The organism is Xanthomarina sp. F2636L, from assembly GCF_026410195.1.
Classification (GTDB): Bacteria; Bacteroidota; Bacteroidia; order Flavobacteriales; family Flavobacteriaceae; genus Xanthomarina.
On sequence record NZ_JAPMLM010000061.1, the window covers coordinates 124335 to 143822 of the forward strand.

16 protein-coding genes are annotated in these 19488 nt (G+C 33.9%); 10 read left to right on the forward strand and 6 right to left on the reverse strand.

Going from position 1 to position 19488, the window contains the following annotated elements; translation table 11 throughout:
* The first annotated feature begins 27 nt into the window (after window positions 1-27).
* Window positions 28-1407 (forward strand): alanine/glycine:cation symporter family protein, encoded by a 1380-nt coding sequence (locus tag OS191_RS05935; RefSeq protein WP_267154805.1) that lies wholly within the window; start codon window positions 28-30, stop codon window positions 1405-1407.
* Between the two features lie 84 nt (window positions 1408-1491).
* Entirely contained in the window at window positions 1492-3399 is a 1908-nt protein-coding gene (gene acs, locus OS191_RS05940; RefSeq protein WP_267154806.1) for an acetate--CoA ligase, read from the forward strand.
* Between the two features lie 32 nt (window positions 3400-3431).
* On the opposite strand, the gene OS191_RS05945 is transcribed toward acs, so the two are convergent.
* From OS191_RS05945 to OS191_RS05960, 4 genes are all read right to left on the reverse strand, one after another.
* Window positions 3432-3992, reverse strand: a complete 561-nt coding sequence (locus OS191_RS05945) for a GNAT family N-acetyltransferase (RefSeq protein WP_267154807.1) — start codon at window positions 3990-3992, stop codon at window positions 3432-3434.
* Between the two features lie 172 nt (window positions 3993-4164).
* A complete protein-coding gene (locus OS191_RS05950; protein WP_267154808.1) occupies window positions 4165-6942 on the reverse strand; it encodes a trypsin-like peptidase domain-containing protein in 2778 nt (925 codons plus the stop codon).
* A gap of 197 nt (window positions 6943-7139) precedes the next feature.
* Window positions 7140-7454, reverse strand: a complete 315-nt coding sequence (locus OS191_RS05955) for a phosphoribosylpyrophosphate synthetase (RefSeq protein ID WP_267154809.1) — start codon at window positions 7452-7454, stop codon at window positions 7140-7142.
* 31 nt (window positions 7455-7485) lie between these two features.
* Window positions 7486-7965, reverse strand: a complete 480-nt coding sequence (locus OS191_RS05960) for a hypothetical protein (protein ID WP_267154810.1) — start codon at window positions 7963-7965, stop codon at window positions 7486-7488.
* 187 nt (window positions 7966-8152) lie between these two features.
* On the opposite strand from OS191_RS05960, the gene OS191_RS05965 reads away from it, so the two are divergent.
* The 8 genes from OS191_RS05965 to OS191_RS06000 all read left to right on the forward strand — a co-directional run bounded on the left by OS191_RS05965 (window position 8153) and on the right by OS191_RS06000 (window position 16541).
* The gene (locus OS191_RS05965) at window positions 8153-9925 is read left to right on the forward strand and encodes an ABC transporter ATP-binding protein (RefSeq protein WP_267154811.1); all 1773 of its coding nucleotides are present in this window, start codon (window positions 8153-8155) and stop codon (window positions 9923-9925) included.
* 32 nt (window positions 9926-9957) lie between these two features.
* Window positions 9958-10572 carry a DEAD/DEAH box helicase gene (locus tag OS191_RS05970; protein ID WP_267154812.1) on the forward strand — a complete coding sequence of 205 codons (615 nt, stop codon included), beginning with the start codon at window positions 9958-9960 and terminating at the stop codon, window positions 10570-10572.
* Between the two features lie 68 nt (window positions 10573-10640).
* Entirely contained in the window at window positions 10641-11741 is a 1101-nt protein-coding gene (locus tag OS191_RS05975) for a sensor histidine kinase (protein WP_267154813.1), read from the forward strand.
* 3 nt (window positions 11742-11744) lie between these two features.
* Entirely contained in the window at window positions 11745-13073 is a 1329-nt protein-coding gene (locus tag OS191_RS05980) for a sigma-54-dependent transcriptional regulator (RefSeq protein WP_267154814.1), read from the forward strand.
* A gap of 583 nt (window positions 13074-13656) precedes the next feature.
* Window positions 13657-14949: a Glu/Leu/Phe/Val family dehydrogenase gene (locus OS191_RS05985; RefSeq protein WP_267154815.1), complete on the forward strand. Its 1293-nt coding sequence runs from the start codon at window positions 13657-13659 to the stop codon at window positions 14947-14949.
* 15 nt (window positions 14950-14964) lie between these two features.
* Entirely contained in the window at window positions 14965-15378 is a 414-nt protein-coding gene (locus tag OS191_RS05990) for a GreA/GreB family elongation factor (protein ID WP_267154816.1), read from the forward strand.
* 2 nt (window positions 15379-15380) lie between these two features.
* Window positions 15381-15758: a hypothetical protein gene (locus tag OS191_RS05995; RefSeq protein ID WP_267154817.1), complete on the forward strand. Its 378-nt coding sequence runs from the start codon at window positions 15381-15383 to the stop codon at window positions 15756-15758.
* Between the two features lie 153 nt (window positions 15759-15911).
* A complete protein-coding gene (locus OS191_RS06000; RefSeq protein WP_267154818.1) occupies window positions 15912-16541 on the forward strand; it encodes a MarC family protein in 630 nt (209 codons plus the stop codon).
* Window positions 16542-16602: 61 nt separating this feature from the next.
* Here OS191_RS06000 and OS191_RS06005 read toward each other — a convergent pair whose 3' ends face one another.
* Window positions 16603-17826, reverse strand: a complete 1224-nt coding sequence (locus OS191_RS06005; protein WP_267154819.1) for a multidrug effflux MFS transporter — start codon at window positions 17824-17826, stop codon at window positions 16603-16605.
* A gap of 98 nt (window positions 17827-17924) precedes the next feature.
* Window positions 17925-19466 (reverse strand): acyl-CoA carboxylase subunit beta, encoded by a 1542-nt coding sequence (locus OS191_RS06010; RefSeq protein ID WP_267154820.1) that lies wholly within the window; start codon window positions 19464-19466, stop codon window positions 17925-17927.
* Window positions 19467-19488: the final 22 nt, after the last annotated feature.

Consider the following 19488-nt stretch of genomic DNA (forward strand, 5'->3'; position numbering starts at 1 on the left):
ATACATTTATAAAAGTTAAATAATTCTATGGAACAACTCAACCAACTAATTTCAGACTTCGCCTCCTTTGCTTGGGGGTTACCTTTATTAATCCTTCTAATTGGTGGAGGCTTATATTTATTATTTCTTTCTAGATTTTTACCCTTTAGGTATCTCGGTCATGCCTTGAAGGTATTACGTGGGAAATACGATAATCCAGAAGATTCAGGCGAAATAAGTCACTTCCAGGCATTAACCACAGCCTTGTCTTCTACTATTGGCATGGGAAACATTGCAGGAGTTGCTGTTGCCATTTCCATTGGGGGGCCAGGAGCCGTATTTTGGATGTGGGTGAGTGCTGTTGTAGGTATGAGTACCAAATTTTTCACCTCTACTTTGGCTATTATGTATCGAGGAAAAGATAGCCATGGAAACATTCAAGGTGGTCCCATGTATTTTATTGTGGAAGGTCTAGGAAAAAAGTGGAAACCCTTGGCCATCTTCTTCAGTTTATGTGGTTTGGTTGGAGCTTTACCAGTTTTTAATGTGAATCAATTAACCCAAGCTATTAACGATATTTTACTTGTGCCAAATGGTGTTGAAATTGGTTTTAATTCTAATCTGATTATAGGAATTGTTCTTGTTGGAATTACTTCTATTGTAATTCTTGGAGGTTTAAATAGAATTAGTAAAGTCGCATCCAAAATGGTTCCAAGTATGGTCTTATTGTATTTTATTTTGGTTTTATTTATTTTGATTGTCAATTATGATGTGGTTCCAAAATGCATCGTTATGATTTTTACAGATGCATTTGCAGCTACCAATTTTAAAGGAGATTCGTTTCTAGGAGGAGTTCTTGGAGGTCTGATTCTTTTAGGTATTAGACGTGGGGCTTTTTCAAACGAAGCAGGAATTGGTACAGCTCCCATGGCTCATGGTGCAGCAAAAACTAACGAGCCTGTTCGAGAAGGATTGGTTGCTATGTTAGGTCCAGCTATCGATACTCTAGTGGTTTGTACTTTAACAGCTTTAGCGATTTTGGTTACGGGTGTTTGGGAAACTTCAGATGCTAATGGTGTAAGCTTAACAGCTTCGGCTTTTGCATATGCCATGCCAGGAATTGGGAAGTATCTACTACTAATTTGTATTGCCGTATTTAGTATTTCATCTTTATTTTCCTTTTCTTACTATGGCTCTAAATGTATGTCCTTCTTATTTGGTGAAGACAAAAAGCATTATTATAACTACATATATATTGCCAGTATTATTATGGGTGCCACCACTTCTTTAGCCATGATGATTAATTTAATTGATGGCTTTTTTGCATTGATGGCTATACCGACTATGACAGCCACTTTAATTATGGCTCCACGAGTTGTTAAAGAATTTAGAGCGTATATGAAAAGACATCAAGAGCTAAATAAATAATGTTAATTTGAGATTAAATTTTATATCAATTTAAATTAGAAAGCTTATTTTTAAAAAGAATTTTAATAAAATGAGTTTGCTACTATGAGTAATTATCACATAAAACATTTAGAAGAGTATTATCAAGTATATAGAAAATCTGTTCGCGAACCAGAAAATTTTTGGGAGGAAGTAGCCGAAGAGCACTTTTTATGGCGAAAAAAATGGGATAAGGTATTAAGTTGGGATTTTTCTAAGCCAGAAATAAAATGGTTTGAAGGTGCTAAACTCAATATTACCGAAAACTGTATAGATAGACATTTAGCAACTCGTGGCGATAAAACAGCTATTTTATTCGAACCAAATAACCCTGAGGAGTCTGCTGAACATATTACGTATAAGCAGCTTTACGAACGGGTAAACAAAATGGCTAATGTGCTAAAAGACCAAGGTATTAAAAAAGGAGATCGTGTTTGTATCTATGTTCCTATGATTCCGGAATTGGCTATTGCTGTTTTGGCTTGTGCTAGAATTGGAGCCATTCATTCTGTGGTGTTTGCTGGGTTTTCTTCGACAGCATTATCAACCAGAATTAACGATTCCGATTGTAAAATGGTAATTACAGCTGATGGATCTTTTCGAGGTAATAAAACCATCGATTTAAAAGGAATTGTAGATGAAGCTTTAGAATCTTGTTCTGGAATAGAAAGTGTGCTAGTTGTTAAACGAATTGACAGCGATATTAATATGAAAGAAGGTCGTGACACATGGTTACAACCTTTATTAGATAAGGCTTCAACCGAATGTCCAGCTGAAATTATGGATGCAGAAGATCCTTTGTTTATACTATACACTTCTGGGTCTACTGGTCAACCAAAAGGGATGGTGCATACTACGGCAGGATATATGGTTTATACGGCATACTCCTTTAAAAATGCCTTTCAGTATCGGGAAAATGATGTGTATTGGTGTACAGCAGATATTGGTTGGATAACCGGACATAGTTATATTATTTACGGACCTCTGGCAAATGGAGCTACTTCTGTTTTATTTGAAGGGGTGCCACATTATCCAGATTTTGGACGCTTTTGGGACATCATAGATAAGCACCAAGTCAATCAGTTTTATACAGCACCAACAGCCATTCGTGCGTTGGCTAAACAGGGTTCAGAACTGGTTGATAAATATGATTTATCTTCTATTAAAGTGTTGGGCTCTGTAGGCGAACCTATTAATGAAGAGGCCTGGCATTGGTATAATGATATCGTTGGAAAAAACAAAAGTCCTATTATTGATACCTGGTGGCAGACTGAAACAGGTGCTATCATGATTACGCCTATTCCTTTTGTTACACCAACCAAACCAACCTATGCAACTTTACCATTTATTGGAGTACAACCAGCTTTAATTAACGATGCTGGGGAGGAACTAAAAGGAAATCAGGTAGAGGGAAAATTATGTATAAAATTTCCTTGGCCAAGTATGGCAAGAACTATTTGGAGAAATCATAAACGCTACAAAGAAACCTATTTTTCAACCTATAAAGATATGTACTTTACAGGCGATGGTGCGTTGAGAGATGAAGTGGGATATTATAGAATTACTGGCCGTGTGGACGATGTAATTATTGTTTCAGGACATAATTTAGGTACGGCACCAATTGAAGATGCTGTTAACGAACATCCAGCAGTGGCCGAAAGTGCTATTGTAGGTTTTCCTCACGAAATTAAAGGAACTGCTTTATATGGCTACGTGACTTTAAAAGAAACAGGAGAAGGAAGGATTCACGACAATGTGAGAAAAGAAATTAATCAACTTATTACAGATAGAATTGGACCTATTGCCAAATTAGATAAAATACAATTCACTCAAGGTCTGCCAAAAACGAGATCTGGGAAAATTATGCGACGAATTTTAAGAAAGATTGCAGAAAAAGATACTTCAAATTTAGGAGATACTAGCACCCTATTAAATCCAGAATGCGTTCAGAATATTATTGATGAGGCTTTATAAATTTTTAAATCTCAATAAATAATTTTTATTGCTTATTGAGATTTAAATTGATAGTCTTCTTTTGTTATTTGATAGCAGAGACATGTTTCGTATTCTGGATAGTCTTTTAATTTAGGATGATTAAATTTTCCAATCATTTTCATTCCAACTTTCTTCATCACATGTTCCGACTTGTTATTTTTATGCGTGCATGTAGCAATCACTTGCTCTAAATGGAGATGGTTAAAAGCAAAGTCCAAACATCTTAAAGCTCCTTCTGTGGCATACCCATATCCCCAAGCGCTTTGTTTTAGTCTCCAGCCAATATCCGTAGCAGGAGTGAAGTCCGTTTTATAATCTTGATATGCTAAACCGATAAATCCTATAAACTCTCCCGTGTTTAAAATTTCAGTGGCGAAATAACAATATCCATAGGTCTCGTAATGCTTTAAGAGTCTTTCAATAAATGCCGAGGTTTCATTTTCTGTAAGTGGCTTAGGAAAATGTTCCATAACGTTTGGATTGGCATTCATTTCAGAGAATTGCTCTAAATCGTTTTGTGTCCAATTGCGAAACCCAAGGCGTTTGGATTTAAAAATATAATCTTTTTTCAAGGTCTTATTTTAGTTTTACATCTTAGCAAAATAGAGAAAAATAATAAAATAATGTACTAATAAAGCTTTCTTATTCTTTCGTTAAAGCTTCATAAGACTATCTTAAAAATAAAAAGACAGGTAGAAAGTTATATTTCTATCTGTCTTTAATTGTAAAGTAATTAGTAAAAAATTACTCTTTAATAAATCGGATAACCTGAGATTTAGATTCTAACTCTAATTTTATAAAATATAGGCCAGAGGCTAGAGGATTTGCATTAATAGACAAATCTGATGTCGATTGGATGCCTTTTTCAGCAATAATCTGCCCCAACATATTGTAAATCGTATAAGTTTCAGGCAACTTATCTTCTGCCAATTTGATAGTTAAAATATCTTGTACCGGATTTGGATATACAGAAAAAGTTAGAATGTTTTCTTCGTCTATACCAATACTGTTAACGTCTGGTGCAAATAAAAACTCTCCTTCAAGACCTGTAAATGTTCCTGTTAGGGTAACGGCATTTCCTAAGGCTCCAACAACAGCAGGAACAGATTCTGTTCCTCTATAGATGTATAAACTATTTCTTGTATCGCTGCCTCCAGCAGTAGCTATGGCTGTTTCCCAACCCGCAATTTCTTCTTCAGTAAAGTAAAAGCTTATGGTATTATCTCCACTAGTATTGGAATTGGCTGTTATATTATATGTTTTATCCATAGCCAAAATAGGTGATGGATAACTTTGGAATGCTTGTGCTCCAGTACCTTCTCTAGTAACGGCTACACCAACACACCCATAGTCAAAACCATCGTTATTGCTAATGCTAGTCATGATGTTTCCTGTAGTTTCATCATAAGAATAAATGGTTCCAGAGGAAGATAAACTGTTATTTACAGCGTTGTTGATAGCTGTTTGTGGCAAGGCATCGCTTAGGCTTGAAACTCTAAAGTTGTCTAGAGCTAAACCATAAGCCCAGCTAGCAAGATCGTTATAAAAAACAGATATCATCACGCTAGGTTCTCCTATATAAGCCGACAAGTCAAGGTTTAAATTAACCCATCCAGTTGTACTTGGTAGTGCTACTCCTAAATTGTTCCATGTGACACCATTATTTGTAGAGACTTGAATGAAAGCTTCATCATAAGATGCATTTGATCGAGAATAATCGAAATTAACGTATGCAGCCATAGCATTCGTAAAATCGAAGGCGTTTATGTAAGTCATTCGTTCTGCACTCATATTACAATCGCAATCATCATCGTTTACAAATGCAAAGTTTGTTGTATTTCCATTAGCATTCCAATAGGTTGATGCTGCAGCTGCTTCATTACCAATAGCAAAATTAGTGGTCCCTAATCCAGTAACGGTCCAGTTACTTAAATCGGTTTCAAAATCGTCAAAGAAAAGGGTTTGATTATTTCCAATATCAGGACTGTAATCATTATCTACTATGGTTATATTAAATGTGTTAAGCGCACTTAATTGTGCATCTCCACCATTGGCATTTAAGGCTAAAGATATAACAATATCTTCATCTCCTTCAACAAATGCATCATTATAGACTCTTAAGGTAGCTAGTTTATCTGTGGCATCTCCAGCTGGAAAAGTTAGACTGGTAGTTAATAATTCAAAATCGATATTGTTTGTTGCAGTACCTCCGGAAACACTTAGAGAAACATCTGCATTTTGGCTAGCTGGCTGAGCTATTCTAACAGTTAAATCTATGTCTTGATAGGCACAGTCTGAAGCTTCAACGATAGGTTGTATATTATTATCTGCTGAAACATTTGGCGCAGATGGATTATTATCGTCTACACCACAGTTTGGCATATTTGTTCCTATAGCAGCAATTAATTGATCGCTTCTTCCGTAAGATCCATTAGGGCAGCCTCCTGTATTGTGAATCGCCACTACTAAATGGTCATCATATCTTATTACTGGAGATCCAGAGCTTCCACCTTCTGTATCTGCCATATATTCAACACGAGACCCCAAAGTTCCTCCTGCCTGTGTAATAACAGCAAAATCACCAGAATCTGTAGTTACTGCAATTTCTTTACGTCTTCCTCCTGGATGTTGTGGAATATAAATACGTTCCCCAACTGCAACAGCAGCAGAAGATAAGCTTAAATATCCGTAGGTGGATGTTGGATTTACAGGTAGAGTTACTAAAGTAAAATCTAAATTACTATCAGTAATTACAAAGGTAGAAGAAGTAGCTTGTAAATCGGAGGTTGCATTAATAGTTTCTGCACAGTCATCATATTTGTAATTAAACAGGAAATCTGTATTATTAGCATCAGAAACACTTCCTATACAATGGTTGTTTGTCATCACGCTTCCATCGCAACCTAGCAGCCAACCTGTACATAAACCACCTCCACCAATTAATAACCTACAAACGGCCTCTGCTTTTCTGCTCATTTCAGTACCATCATAACAAACAATTGGTTCTTTATTATCTAAAGTACAAATGGCTCTTTGATTCATACCTTTGTCTAAAGATTCTACAGCAGCATTTATTCTTGCTGGGGTATGGCCATAAGCTACGCGATCTATATTAAATCCGTAATGTGTATTGTTTATTGATGTGCTGTGTAATTCAATAACGATATGATCGCTCCAAATAGTTCCCGTCCAAAATTCACTAATCATTTCTTTATCTTGCCCAACAATTTTTCCTTGTTCAGAATAAATATATTCTTCTTGGGAATCTGGACTGTATACTTTTACAAAATCACCAGCTTTTAGATCGAAAGAATTTACATGGAGTTTTATATAAGCAGAACCTTTATTTTTAAAAGATTTTTTAAAAACAATTCCTGTTTTAGAATTGTTAAAATACGCTTGAGTAGATGAAATTTCAAGAGGAAATTGATCTGCTATTTGCAAGGGTTTTTTGTTTTGAGCCGATACTAAAAAAAATGAAAATATAAGAAATGGGAATAGAAGGAGTAATTTTGATTTCATAGGTTTTGGTTGTGTTTTGTGTAATAAATCTTAAAATATTTTACGAAAATACAAAACCTATTGATAGTTTTTTAAGAAAAATATAAAAATCATGCTAAATGTTCTAAAAGTAATTTGAACATATCTTTATGTAAAACTTTAGCGTATAGACGCTGGTTTTTAAAAATAGCTGTTAACTTTTTTGAAAATCTAAATGCTTAGCGTCTGTTAAGTTTTTTAACAATAGCAGATGTATTATTATCAGCATACATACCATAAGCATTTACTACTACGCCTTTCATATTGTATTTGGCCGAAGAAATAGCGTAAACTATCATTTCGTCTCCGGGATCTGTCATGCCTTCAAACCTATGGATTTCATCTATTTCAAAATCGTCTGGCGACAGATGAACAGAAGTTTTATGGCAAACTAGACATTCTTTTTCGTTCATTAAAGAGAAATTTGTTGTGTATCCTCGTTGTAATAAATCGTTTGTTGCTTCGCTGACTGTGTCGTAACTTTTCTGTTTCATGATATTATATTTTTAATTTCTTTTTACTTGATTATTTTATAAAAAACCAGCCATGACTTCCTGCCACAGCACCAACAATGGTTATTAAACTTAAACTTAATAGTACCCAATGTGCACGGTGCATAAATTGGAAGGTTTTTTCTGGGTTTTCTTGAGCATATTTTTTGAATAATTTGTGCAACACTAAGGGCTCCAAAATGTATAATACTAAGGTGAAGATTACCCAAACCAAAGTCATGGCATGAATCCACCAAAACCGTAAGTCTAAATACCTGTTCCAAGCATCCATTTCATATAGCATGTAAAACCCGGTAATACCTGTAATAAGCGTTGTTATTTTTGCTTGAAGAGCAAACCGTCCTTCTATTTGTTCAAAAGTGCTAATGCGATCTTCTTTGGACTTGATTTTTTTTATAGCAGGAATTAATACAGTGGTTACCATGGCTACACCCCCAATCCATAAAACCACGGCAAGAACATGTAAAACTCGAGCTAATGTTATATATTCCATTTGTTTTTTTTTAAGAATAGTATAAAAATACTAAATATTAGAGGTTTAAAATCCAATTTTACGAATTATTTTAGAATGATTCTAAATAGTGTGTATGGAAAATATGTCATTTCACTATTATGTGGCATATTAATTGACTTAAATCCCCCTGAACCTGAGCTTGAATAGAGCACAATAAAACAATTACATGCAACATCTTAAAAGTAAAACCGCAGCATATAAAAACAAAAAGGACAAAGTGACCATGGCTCAGGCTTTTAAAGCCATTATTTGGCCAAGAAGGAAACTGGTGTTTATTGGATTGATATTGATTGTTTTGAGTAGATTATCTAGTCTTGTGTTGCCATGGAAAAGTAAGGCCTTGTTAGATGATGTTATACCGAATAAGGATTACGATCAGCTTTATAGTTTATTGCTTATAGTAGGTATCGCTATTTTGGTTCAGGCAGTAACGTCCTTTTTACTAACAAAAATATTAAGTGTACAAGCCCAATATTTAATAAGTGAGTTACGTGCACAAGTACAGAAAAAAGTATTGTCTTTACCCATTAGTTTTTTTGATAACACCAAATCTGGAGAGTTGGTGTCTCGAATCATGACAGATGTTGAAGGAGTTAGAAACCTCATAGGAACTGGTTTAGTTCAAATGGTAGGAGGGACTATAACAGCCGTAATTTCTTTAATTTTATTAGTAAATATTAGTTTGTCCATGACACTTTTTGTTTTGGTTCCAGTGGCCATTTTCGGAATTATAGCCTTAAAGGCTTTTGGATATATCCGACCTATTTTTAGAACACGTGGAGTTATTAATGCTCAGGTTACTGGACGATTAACTGAAACTTTATCAGGCGTCAGAGTTATTAAAGCTTTTAATGCTGAAGAACAAGAGAATAAAACGTTTGAAGCAGGTGTAGAAAGATTGTTTCAAAATGTAAAAAAAAGTTTAACAGCTACCGCATTTATGACAAGTTCTTCAACCTTTTTATTAGGAATAGCTTCCACAGGAATTATGGGAATTGGAGGTTATAAAATCATGACAGGCGACTTAACCGTTGGAGATTTCTTGTCTTTTACCTTATTGCTTGGATTTATGATTGCTCCAATTGTACAAATGAGCAATATAGGAAGTCAGCTAACAGAAGCCTTAGCAGGTTTGGACAGAACCGAAGAGCTTATGAATATGACAACAGAAGAAGACAGTGAAAACCGTACAGTTCAATTACATAACATAGAAGGACATCTAGCATTTAAGGATGTCTCTTTTCAATATGAAGAAGGCAAAGAAGTCTTACACAATATAGATTTTGAAGCGCCATCAGGTTCTGTTACAGCTTTAGTTGGGAGTTCTGGCTCAGGGAAATCGACCATTGCTGGCTTGGCTGCTACCTTTTTAAATCCGAAGTCAGGAGTGGTTACAATAGACAATCAAGATTTATCCAAAGTCAATTTAAGCAGTTACAGACAACATTTAGGTGTTGTGCTTCAAGACGAATTTTTATTTGAAGGCACCATTAGAGAAAATATACTTTTCCCTAAACCAGATGCTAGTGAAGCCGAATTACAACACGCCGTAAAGTCTGCTTATGTCAACGAGTTTACCGATAGATTTGATGATGGTTTAAATACTTTAATAGGCGAGCGTGGTGTAAAACTTTCTGGAGGACAGCGACAACGATTGGCTATTGCAAGAGCTATTTTAGCAGATCCAAAAATCATTATTTTAGATGAAGCTACTTCTAATTTAGATACAGAAAGCGAAGGCTTAATTCAGAAAAGTTTATCTGAGTTGACTAAAAATAGAACGACCATTGTTATTGCACACAGATTGAGCACTATAAAAAAAGCAGATCAGATTTTAGTTATAGAAGCAGGGCAAATAGCCGAACGTGGTACACATGATGAATTAATAGCTAAAGAAGGACGTTATTACGACCTTTATACCTATCAAGCTAAGATTTAATATGCTTATATTTGTCATTCAATTTATAATACATGCCATTTAAAAAACTCATAGAGCCTCTTCAAGACGCATTAAAAGTACAAGGTTTTGAAACGCCATTACCATTTCAAAAAAAGACACTTTCAAAAATAAAATCTGGTGCTAACCTATTTGGGATAGCCCCTAAAGGGTCTGGAAAAACTACAGCCATGGTATTGGGAGTGGTACAGAATTTAAAAGGCGAAGCGTTTGAAGAAGCACCCAGAGCCATTGTTTTTGCAAAAGACAAAGAGGCTGTTTTAGAGATGTATCGCGAGTTTAGAAAATTTACTTCAAGAACAGATTTGCGTGTGTATTGTGTTTATGAAGAATATAATTTAGATGCTCAACGAGACGATATTTATAACGGCATTGATATTTTAATTACAACACCAAAGCGTTTTAATAAGTTGTTTTTTATGAACAATATTAACATTAGAAAACTTCAAATGTTTGTTGTTGACGATGCAGGATTTCTATTTCGTGGATCGCATTTAAGCGATGTATCTAGACTACCTGAAAGCTTAGAAAAGTGTCAATATATTGTGTTCTCAAAAAAGTATGATGAACGTTTTGACAGATGGCAGGAACGATTTATGTATAATTCTCAAATGGTTGTAATTAAATAAATCTATGTAATATTTGGATATAGAAAAATCTAAATTTCGAAAAGTATTAAAAGCATAAAAACTTGCTCATGACGGGAAGCACGTCCATAGAAGACAAATTAAAAGAACGTATTAAAGAGCTTACATGTTTATATAATGTAAGTTCCTTTATAGCTAATTCAGATCTATATAATTTAGAACCTACTTGGCAGGCCATTGCTTATAGTTTACAAGAAGCCATTAGATATCCAAAGGAAGCTTCTGTAGAATTAAAAATTGGAGATGAATTGATTTATGCAGGAGAGCATTCTAAGGATAATGTTTGTATCCTCTCAGCCATAAAAGTTTTTAATAAGCCTATAGGCTCTATAAAAGTGGGTTATTCAAAATATAAATATAAAGAGAATAGTTTTTTAGATGAAGAGATTCAGCTTTTAAATAGAATTGCTTTAGAAATTGGAAACTTGTTTGAACGCAAACAGATTATTGAAAGTGAAGCATTAGCCAAACGCCATATGGAACGTGTGGATAGGTTAGGTATTTTAGGTGAAATAACAGCAGGAATAGCCCATGAATTAAACACGCCATTGGCTAATATTTTAGGTTATACCGAACTATTAAAAGATCAATTTAAAAATAATCCTGAAGTAATAAACGATTTAGATAAAATAATTAATAGTGCCATTTACTCTAGAGAAGTAGTTAAGAAACTTATGTTCTTTTCTTGCGACATGCCACATCAAATGGAATTAAGAAATACAGTTCCTATTATTAAAGATGCTATTGGATTATTAAGTCCTAATTTTACTAAAAAGAATATCTCCTGTCAGCTTGAAATATCTAAAGATGAGATTATGCTGCGTGTCGATGCTATACAATTAACACAGGTTGTATTCAATTTGGTTATTAATGCCATTTATTTTTCACCTAAAAATGGTGTTATTAAAGTGATGGTTTCAGATACAGATAAACAAATGGTATTAAAAATTTCTGATGAAGGTCCAGGTATTAAAACAGATAAATCAGAAAATATTTTCAATCCGTTTTTCACTACCAAACCTGTAGGCGATGGCTCTGGTCTTGGTTTAAGTGTGGTGCATGGCATTGTAAAAAGTCATAAAGGCAGTATAAAATTTGAACCAAATATTCCAAAAGGAACTATTTTTACTATCGTATTGCCAAAAAACTAATCTATGGGTTTAAATAAAGAAAATATCTTAATAGTTGACGACGATGTTCATATTTTAGAACTTTTGCAACGTCATTTACAGTCTTTAAATTATCATACCTATAAAGCTATCTCTGTAAAAGAAGCCATTGAGATTTTAAAGGATAAATCCATCGACTTATTAATTACAGATCTAAAAATGCCTGGTGTAGATGGGCTCGAATTGGTAAAATATGTTTCAGAGCATGATCCAGATATGCCAAAACTAGTAGTTACAGGTTATCCGTCTATTGATGGCGCTTTAGAAGCTATGAAATCTGGAGTTATGGATTATTTAACGAAGCCTTTTACGAAAGAAGAACTAAAAGAGGCTGTAAGAAAATCCTTGGCATTAAAATCTAAAAAACCGAAGTTTACTGAAACAGATAAGCCTACAACAGATGTTTCTTATGGAGAATTAATAGGAAATTCTGAAGCTATAAATAAAGTTACAGACGTTATAGAGCGTGTAAAAAACAACAAGGCAACAGTTTGTATCACTGGCGAAAGTGGTACAGGTAAAGAGCTTGTTGCTCGTTCCATTCATTATATGGGACAATATGCCAGAGCACCATTTATTGCTGTAAATTGTGGAGCCATTCCAGAGAACCTCTTGGAAGCAGAATTATTTGGTTATACCAAAGGAGCCTTTACCGGTGCTGATGAAAATAGGAATGGTTTTTTTCAAGCTGCTAATCATGGGACATTGTTTTTAGATGAAATTGGTAATGCTTCAATGGCTACCCAATTGAGATTACTTCGCGTGCTTCAAGAAAAGGAAGTTACCAGAGTTGGTTCTCAAAAAGCAGAAAAAGTAGATGTTAGAGTCATTGCAGCTACCAATATCGATTTGAAAGAACTTATTGATAAAGGAAAATTCAGAGCAGACTTGTATTATAGATTGACAGTTGTTCAAATAGCTGTGCCACCACTAAGAGAACGTATTGAAGATGTCAAGCTGTTAACAGATAAATTTTTATTCAAATATGGGATAGAGTATAAGGACAGATTAATAAAAATTTCACCTGAAGTTCTACATGTATTAGAGCGTTATTCCTGGCCTGGAAATATTCGCGAATTGGAGAATATCATTCAACAAGCTGTTATTATGTGCGATAAACAAGTAGAAGTAAAAGATCTACCAGAACATTTAAAGTATCAAATAGATTTTCCAGATGAGGTTGAATTTCAATCTTTAAAAGAAATTGAAAAAAAACATATCCTTAAAGTTTTGGCTGCTACAAATAATAATAAAAGTCAAGCAGCAAAAATTCTTCAGATAGATAGGAAAACCCTAAGCGAAAAAATAAAATAGTTTTATTTTGAGATTAATTATACATCTTTAAAATGTTTAGGTTCTACGCATATTTTAACATCTTTAGTATCTTGGATATTCACTTATTAGGTTATTATTGTATATCTATTGGCAATCCATTAGTTAAATAAATCATAAATAAGTATGTTATTTTCTTATAGAATTCCTACTAGAAATTTTGTCTGGTTAGTCTCTATTTTCAATCCGTAGATATTTAATTTACTGGGTAAATTTTACTCACATGAGTAAAAAATCCCCAATTTTATAAATTTATATGTTTTGCATATATTCACATAAAGCACTATTAATCAGATTTTTAAAACGATATTTGAAATTGTTTTATAAAGTTGGCATAAGAGTTGTCCTTAGTGGTTCGTCTATAAAATTATTTTATGGATGCTATAGTTAAAAGTTTATTTATTTAGACTTCTATAACTTAACATCAAGCAAAAGTTTTATTAGGTCTTGCAGCGAATAGGAGTAACTGAAGACATAGACACAAAAATTAAACCCCAAACATTAACAAGAGAGTTTCGCAGAACAAAAGAAATAAAAACAGTGGAACTTATTTAATTTAAATATAATGACATTAACAAAAGAAGTTAAAAAACAGCAACCAAAACAAGGCATGTTAGAAAATGTTATGAAACAGTTTAATGCTGCTGCTGATTTGGTTGATCTTAACCCAAATATTAAAAAGATACTTGAGGTTACCAACAACGAATTAATCATTCATTTTCCAGTAAGAATGGATAATGGTGATGTGGAAGTTTTTAAGGGTTACCGAGTACAGCATAACAATGCACTTGGACCTTATAAAGGAGGATTAAGATATCATCCAACGATTGATATTGATTCAGTAAAAGCATTAGCTATGTGGATGACTTGGAAAACATCTTTAGCAGGTCTTCCTTATGGAGGCGCAAAAGGAGGGATTCAAATAGACCCAAATAAATATTCTAACAATGAGTTAGAGCGTATTACAAGACGTTTCACTTATGCTTTAGGTGAGAATATTGGACCAGAGCACGATATTCCTGCGCCAGATGTGAATACTAATTCGCAAACTATGGCTTGGATTGCAGATACCTATATGTCTACAAAAGGGCCGTCTGAGCGTTCTAAAAATCAGCATGTTGTAACAGGAAAACCAGTTGGTTCTGGTGGATTAGAAGGACGTGATAGAGCTACCGGATTTGGTGTGTTTTTAACCATTAAATTTTGGGCAGAAAATAAAAACATCGAATTAAAAGGTAAAACATTTATCGTTCAAGGTTTTGGAAACGTTGGTTATTGGGCTGCTCACTTTTTAGAATTAGAAGGTGCCAAATTAGTAGGTGTTCAAGATGCTTTTGGAAGTATTGCAAACCCTGATGGCTTAGGAGCTGAAAATTTATCTGAATATATTAAAGGTAACAACGGAAGTCTTATTGGTTATTCTAATGGAAAAGCTATAGAGAAAGAAGATTTCTTTGGTTTGGATTGTGATATCTGTATTCCAGCAGCTTTAGGTAATCAAATTACTGAAAAAAATGCACAAAAAATTAAAGCATTTTTAGTTGCAGAAGGAGCTAATGGTCCTACTACTGTTGAAGCTGAACAAATATTATTAAAGCGTAATATCGATATTATTCCTGATATTTTATGTAATTCAGGTGGTGTTATTGGAAGTTACTTTGAATGGCTTCAAAATAGAAATGGAGAGCTTTGGGAATTAGATGAAATTCTAGCTAAAATCACCAAAAAAATGGCTGAGGTTTTTAGAAGAGTGTCTAAAACATCTCAAGAAAAAGAATTGGATATGCGTTCAGCAGCTTATATGCTTGCAATCGAGCGTATTGAGAAAGCTTATGTTCAAAGAGGTATTTTCCCTTAATTAAAAATTATTACAATGAAATACGGAAGTATCATATTGGAAAAGAAAGAATTCGTGACTTTAAAACGACTTCTTAGCTTACAGGGTAATTATAAAGAAGCTGCAAGGAAAAATTCGGTTGCCAGATTGCAAAACGAATTAGAATCTGCCATAGTTTCTGATGAAGACGAAATGCCTGAGGATGTTATTAGGTTTAACTCTGAGGTAACTATCGTTTCTAATGACGGGTGGGAGAATTCTTTTCAATTGGTTTCTCCAACAGAAAGTAATTTTTCTAATAAAAAATTATCAGTATTAACCGCTATGGGTTTAGCTGTTATGGGTTATGCTCAAGGAGATACTATAGATTGGGAATTTCCTGGGGGTGCTAAATCTTTAACAGTTAAAGAAGTAAAAAATATAAAAACAGAAAGTAATCAAACTATATAACAATGGAACCAAAATCATTCTTTGCACATGATACAGATGAACAGATTATCCACACTAAACGTCTGCAAGATTTAAATACGTGGATAGCTCATTTAAATTATGTTTCTACTGAATGCGACATGTTAGTTAAAATTGCATCTAGTAAGCTAAACGACAAAGATTTGAAAGAGGAACTTTTAGCAGAAGTTGAATTAAATTCAGCATTATTAAATGAATTTTTCAACTATAAAGGTTCAATAGAAAGGTTTAAAGAATGTAATGATTTAGAATGTGACTTGTTTTATATTAATCAGCATGATGATGTTTACACCAAGTATGTTAAGCATATAAATGATTATAGACTAGTTAAAGATAAAGTTTACTTAAAAATTTTAGATTAAATACAATAGTTTGTTAGTTTGTTAGTTTGTATTTAACTTAGCCACGAAAACTCCGGTTTTCGTGGCTTTTCTAATTTGAACTAATGTTTGAGTTATATTATCCCCCTGTTATTATTCATTTTAAAAAAATCATTGATTTTACATTAAAAAAATATGGAGTTATTTTTATTAAGTTTTGGAGCGCTTTTTTCTATTATGAACCCTTTAGGAACGCTACCAATTTTTGTTGGATTAACAGACGATTATTCTAAAAAGGCCAGGGCAGTTACCGCATTTTGGACAGCTGTTGATGTTTTAGCTATTTTAATTTTATCTTTTTTTGCAGGGAAGTTTATACTTTCATTTTTTGGAATTAGCTTAAATGCTTTAAAAATTGCCGGGGGACTTATTATAGCAACTTCTGGGTTTGCTTTATTAACAGGGAAGTTTCGGGAACATAAAGGTATGAAACGAGAACGTGTAAAAGAAATTATTCAAAATAGAGACCCTATTTCTTTAAGCCCCTTAGCTATTCCCATGTTGGCTGGTCCAGGAACTATTTCTTTGTTAATTGCTTATAACCAAGAATATACTTCAACTCAGGAAATCTTAATTATTGTAGGGGCTATTTTTACAGCATCTCTGTCCATTTACTTTATTTTAAAAAGTGGTCATTTTATCGTTAAATTTCTTGGAGCATCAGGTATTAATGCCTTGTCTAGAATCATTGGATTTATAGTCATTGCTATTGGAGTAGAGTACATAATAGGCTCTGTAGTTGCCATACTTTCTACAATATTATAAGTATAACATCTCCAAGCTCATTTGTTTATTGTAGAAGTGTTATTTCTTTAGCATATATAAATTACTCGATTACTCTAATAACCTGCATCTCTTTGTTTTTAATAACCTGCATACGTAGAAAAATTAAAATTGAAAATGTGCCAAATACTGAGAAACCAATAAATAAGGGTAGAGCAGTAGCATTAATAAAACTACCAATAAAATTAGCAATAGGCACTGCCATTATGGTAGAAACAAAGCCAGTTATTGCTGCTCCAATTCCTGCTATGTGCCCAATAGGCTCCATGGCGATGGCTCTTATATTTCCAAAAATAAATCCAATGGTAAAAAACTGAATAGCCATAAATGCTAACAAGACTATTACAGGTGGGTTTGCAGAATTCCAAAATAATAAAACATATAATAACGCATTTACACTAAATATAACAAGGGCTATAAATGATAATCGCCACATGCCTAAACGCATGACCATGGTTCCATTTAAAAAAGTAGCTACCCCAACACCTGTAGCTAAACCGGCAAATATGTAAGGAAACTCATCTATTAAGTTATATTGGTTTTCAAAAATTATTTGTGAAGCACTCAAATACACAATAAAAGCTCCAGAAATAAAGCCGGATATAATTGTAAAGCCTAATGTAACTTTATGTTTTAATAACTCCTTAAAACCATCTATAAACAAATGCTTGTTAAATTTTATTTTATGTTCTGGTTTTAGGGTTTCTGGCTGTCTTTTCCAAAACCAAACACACACCAAAAAAGCTATAAGAACTTGCACATAAAAAATCCCTTTCCAATGGTAAAAGTTTAAAATGAATTTTCCCATTATAGGAGCAATAACAGGAACCAGAATAAAGAAAGATGTTATAAAAGACATGATTTTTGCCATATAATCACCTTTATACAAATCTCTGATTATAGCAATAGCAATAGTTCTTGGAGCCGCTAGTCCAATGCCTTGTAGAATTCTTCCAAAAACCATCCATTCTAAAGTTGGAGAAAGCACGCAAATAATACTTGCAATAGTAAAAATGCCAAACCCAATATATACCATGGGTTTTCTTCCAAGACTGTCTGATAAAGGGCCAAAAAGTAATTGACCGGTTCCCAATCCTAAAAAAATCATGGTAATTAGTAGCTGATTATTGTTGCTGTCTAAGTTGTTTACAGAGATTCCTATAGAAGTCATTGCTGGTAATATAGCATCTATAGCCAAAGCCACAATTGACATTAAAGATGCCATTAAAGCTATAAACTCAAATTTTACAGGTTGATTCTCTTGCATGCAGCAAAAGTAAACTATTGTTAGAGAAAGCGCTCTTTAGTTTTCTTAATTAAAGTTAAATTATAGTAAAGAATTTATAGTAATTATGGGTTTGTATGTTATAAAGGAATATTCCCATGCTTTCGTTTTGGTTTTTCAACTTCCTTGCTTTCAAGCATAGAAAAAGCTTTTATTAATTTCCGTCTGGTATCTTTTGGCAAAATCACTTCATCGATAAAACCACGCTCCGCTGCACTATACGGATTGGCAAATAACTCGGCATATTCGGCCTCTTTTTCTTTCCATTTAGCTTCCTTATCTTCTGCAGCGTTTATTTCTTTTTTGAAGATTATTTCGGCAGCACCTTTAGCTCCCATAACAGCTATTTCTGCACTTGGCCAGGCAAAATTCATGTCGGCTCCAATATGTTTAGAATTCATTACATCATAAGCACCTCCATAAGCTTTTCTGGTAATTACGGTCACTCTTGGTATGGTTGCTTCACTAAAAGCATATAATAGTTTTGCGCCATGTACAATAATTCCATCCCATTCTTGATCGGTTCCTGGTAAAAACCCTGGAACATCTTCTAAAACCAACAATGGAATATTAAAAGCATCACAAAAACGTACAAATCGCGCTGCTTTTTTGGCACTGTTTACATCTAAAACTCCTGCAAGATACATAGGCTGATTGGCAACAATACCAACACTTCTTCCTCCTAAACGTGCAAAACCAACAATAATATTTTCTGCATAATCCTTATGAATCTCGTAAAATGAATCTGCATCGATAATCCCAGAAATCACCTCATGCATATCGTAGGGCTTATTGGCATTATCTGGAATAATACTAGAAAGACTCTCTCTAACTTCATCTTTTAATTCAAAAGGAAAGCGGGTAGGAGTTTCTGTATTGTTTTGAGGTAAATAACTTAATAAGCGTTTAATATCTTCTAAGCATTCCACATCATTCGTAGAAGTAATATGTGCTACTCCTGACTTTGTTGAATGTGTACTGGCACCTCCAAGTTCTTCTGAGGTCACTTCTTCATTAGTTACTGTTTTTACTACATTTGGTCCCGTTACAAACATATAGCTGGTACCTTCCACCATCATGGTAAAGTCTGTCATAGCAGGTGAATACACAGCACCTCCAGCACATGGTCCCATAATAGCCGAAATTTGGGGAATCACTCCAGACGCTTGTACATTTCTGTAAAAAATGTCTGCATATCCTCCAAGAGAGCGTACACCTTCTTGAATTCTTGCTCCTCCGGAATCGTTTAAACCAATCATTGGTGCGCCAACTTTTACAGCCAAATCCATAACCTTACAGATTTTTTCAGCATGCGTTTCGGATAAAGAACCTCCAAAAACAGTAAAATCCTGTGCAAAAATATATACTAATTTCCCATTTATAGTACCATATCCAGTAACCACCCCATCGCCATAAAACTTTTGTTTTTCCATCCCAAAGTCTTTAGTTCTATGGGTGACTAAAGCACCAATTTCTTCAAAAGAGCCATCGTCTAATAAGTAATTAACGCGCTCTCTGGCGGTTAATTTTTTGTTTGTGTGTTGTTTATCTATACGAACTTGTCCACCACCTAAATAGGCTTGACTTAATTTTTCGTTGAGGGTATTTATTTTTGATTTCATGTTCATTTTTTTTCTCGCAAAG

What these genes read in the sequence shown, in the direction of transcription:
- OS191_RS05935 (WP_267154805.1), top strand. Translation starts at nt 28, where the DNA reads ATGGAACAACTCAACCAACTAATTTCAGACTTCGCCTCCTTTGCTTGG.
- acs (WP_267154806.1), top strand. Translation starts at nt 1,492, where the DNA reads ATGAGTAATTATCACATAAAACATTTAGAAGAGTATTATCAAGTATAT.
- OS191_RS05950 (WP_267154808.1), bottom strand. Translation starts at nt 6,942, where the DNA reads ATGAAATCAAAATTACTCCTTCTATTCCCATTTCTTATATTTTCATTT.
- OS191_RS05955 (WP_267154809.1), bottom strand. Translation starts at nt 7,454, where the DNA reads ATGAAACAGAAAAGTTACGACACAGTCAGCGAAGCAACAAACGATTTA.
- OS191_RS05960 (WP_267154810.1), bottom strand. Translation starts at nt 7,965, where the DNA reads ATGGAATATATAACATTAGCTCGAGTTTTACATGTTCTTGCCGTGGTT.
- OS191_RS05965 (WP_267154811.1), top strand. Translation starts at nt 8,153, where the DNA reads ATGCAACATCTTAAAAGTAAAACCGCAGCATATAAAAACAAAAAGGAC.
- OS191_RS05970 (WP_267154812.1), top strand. Translation starts at nt 9,958, where the DNA reads ATGCCATTTAAAAAACTCATAGAGCCTCTTCAAGACGCATTAAAAGTA.
- OS191_RS05975 (WP_267154813.1), top strand. Translation starts at nt 10,641, where the DNA reads ATGACGGGAAGCACGTCCATAGAAGACAAATTAAAAGAACGTATTAAA.
- OS191_RS05980 (WP_267154814.1), top strand. Translation starts at nt 11,745, where the DNA reads ATGGGTTTAAATAAAGAAAATATCTTAATAGTTGACGACGATGTTCAT.
- OS191_RS05985 (WP_267154815.1), top strand. Translation starts at nt 13,657, where the DNA reads ATGACATTAACAAAAGAAGTTAAAAAACAGCAACCAAAACAAGGCATG.
- OS191_RS05990 (WP_267154816.1), top strand. Translation starts at nt 14,965, where the DNA reads ATGAAATACGGAAGTATCATATTGGAAAAGAAAGAATTCGTGACTTTA.
- OS191_RS05995 (WP_267154817.1), top strand. Translation starts at nt 15,381, where the DNA reads ATGGAACCAAAATCATTCTTTGCACATGATACAGATGAACAGATTATC.
- OS191_RS06000 (WP_267154818.1), top strand. Translation starts at nt 15,912, where the DNA reads ATGGAGTTATTTTTATTAAGTTTTGGAGCGCTTTTTTCTATTATGAAC.
- OS191_RS06005 (WP_267154819.1), bottom strand. Translation starts at nt 17,826, where the DNA reads ATGCAAGAGAATCAACCTGTAAAATTTGAGTTTATAGCTTTAATGGCA.
- OS191_RS06010 (WP_267154820.1), bottom strand. Translation starts at nt 19,466, where the DNA reads ATGAAATCAAAAATAAATACCCTCAACGAAAAATTAAGTCAAGCCTAT.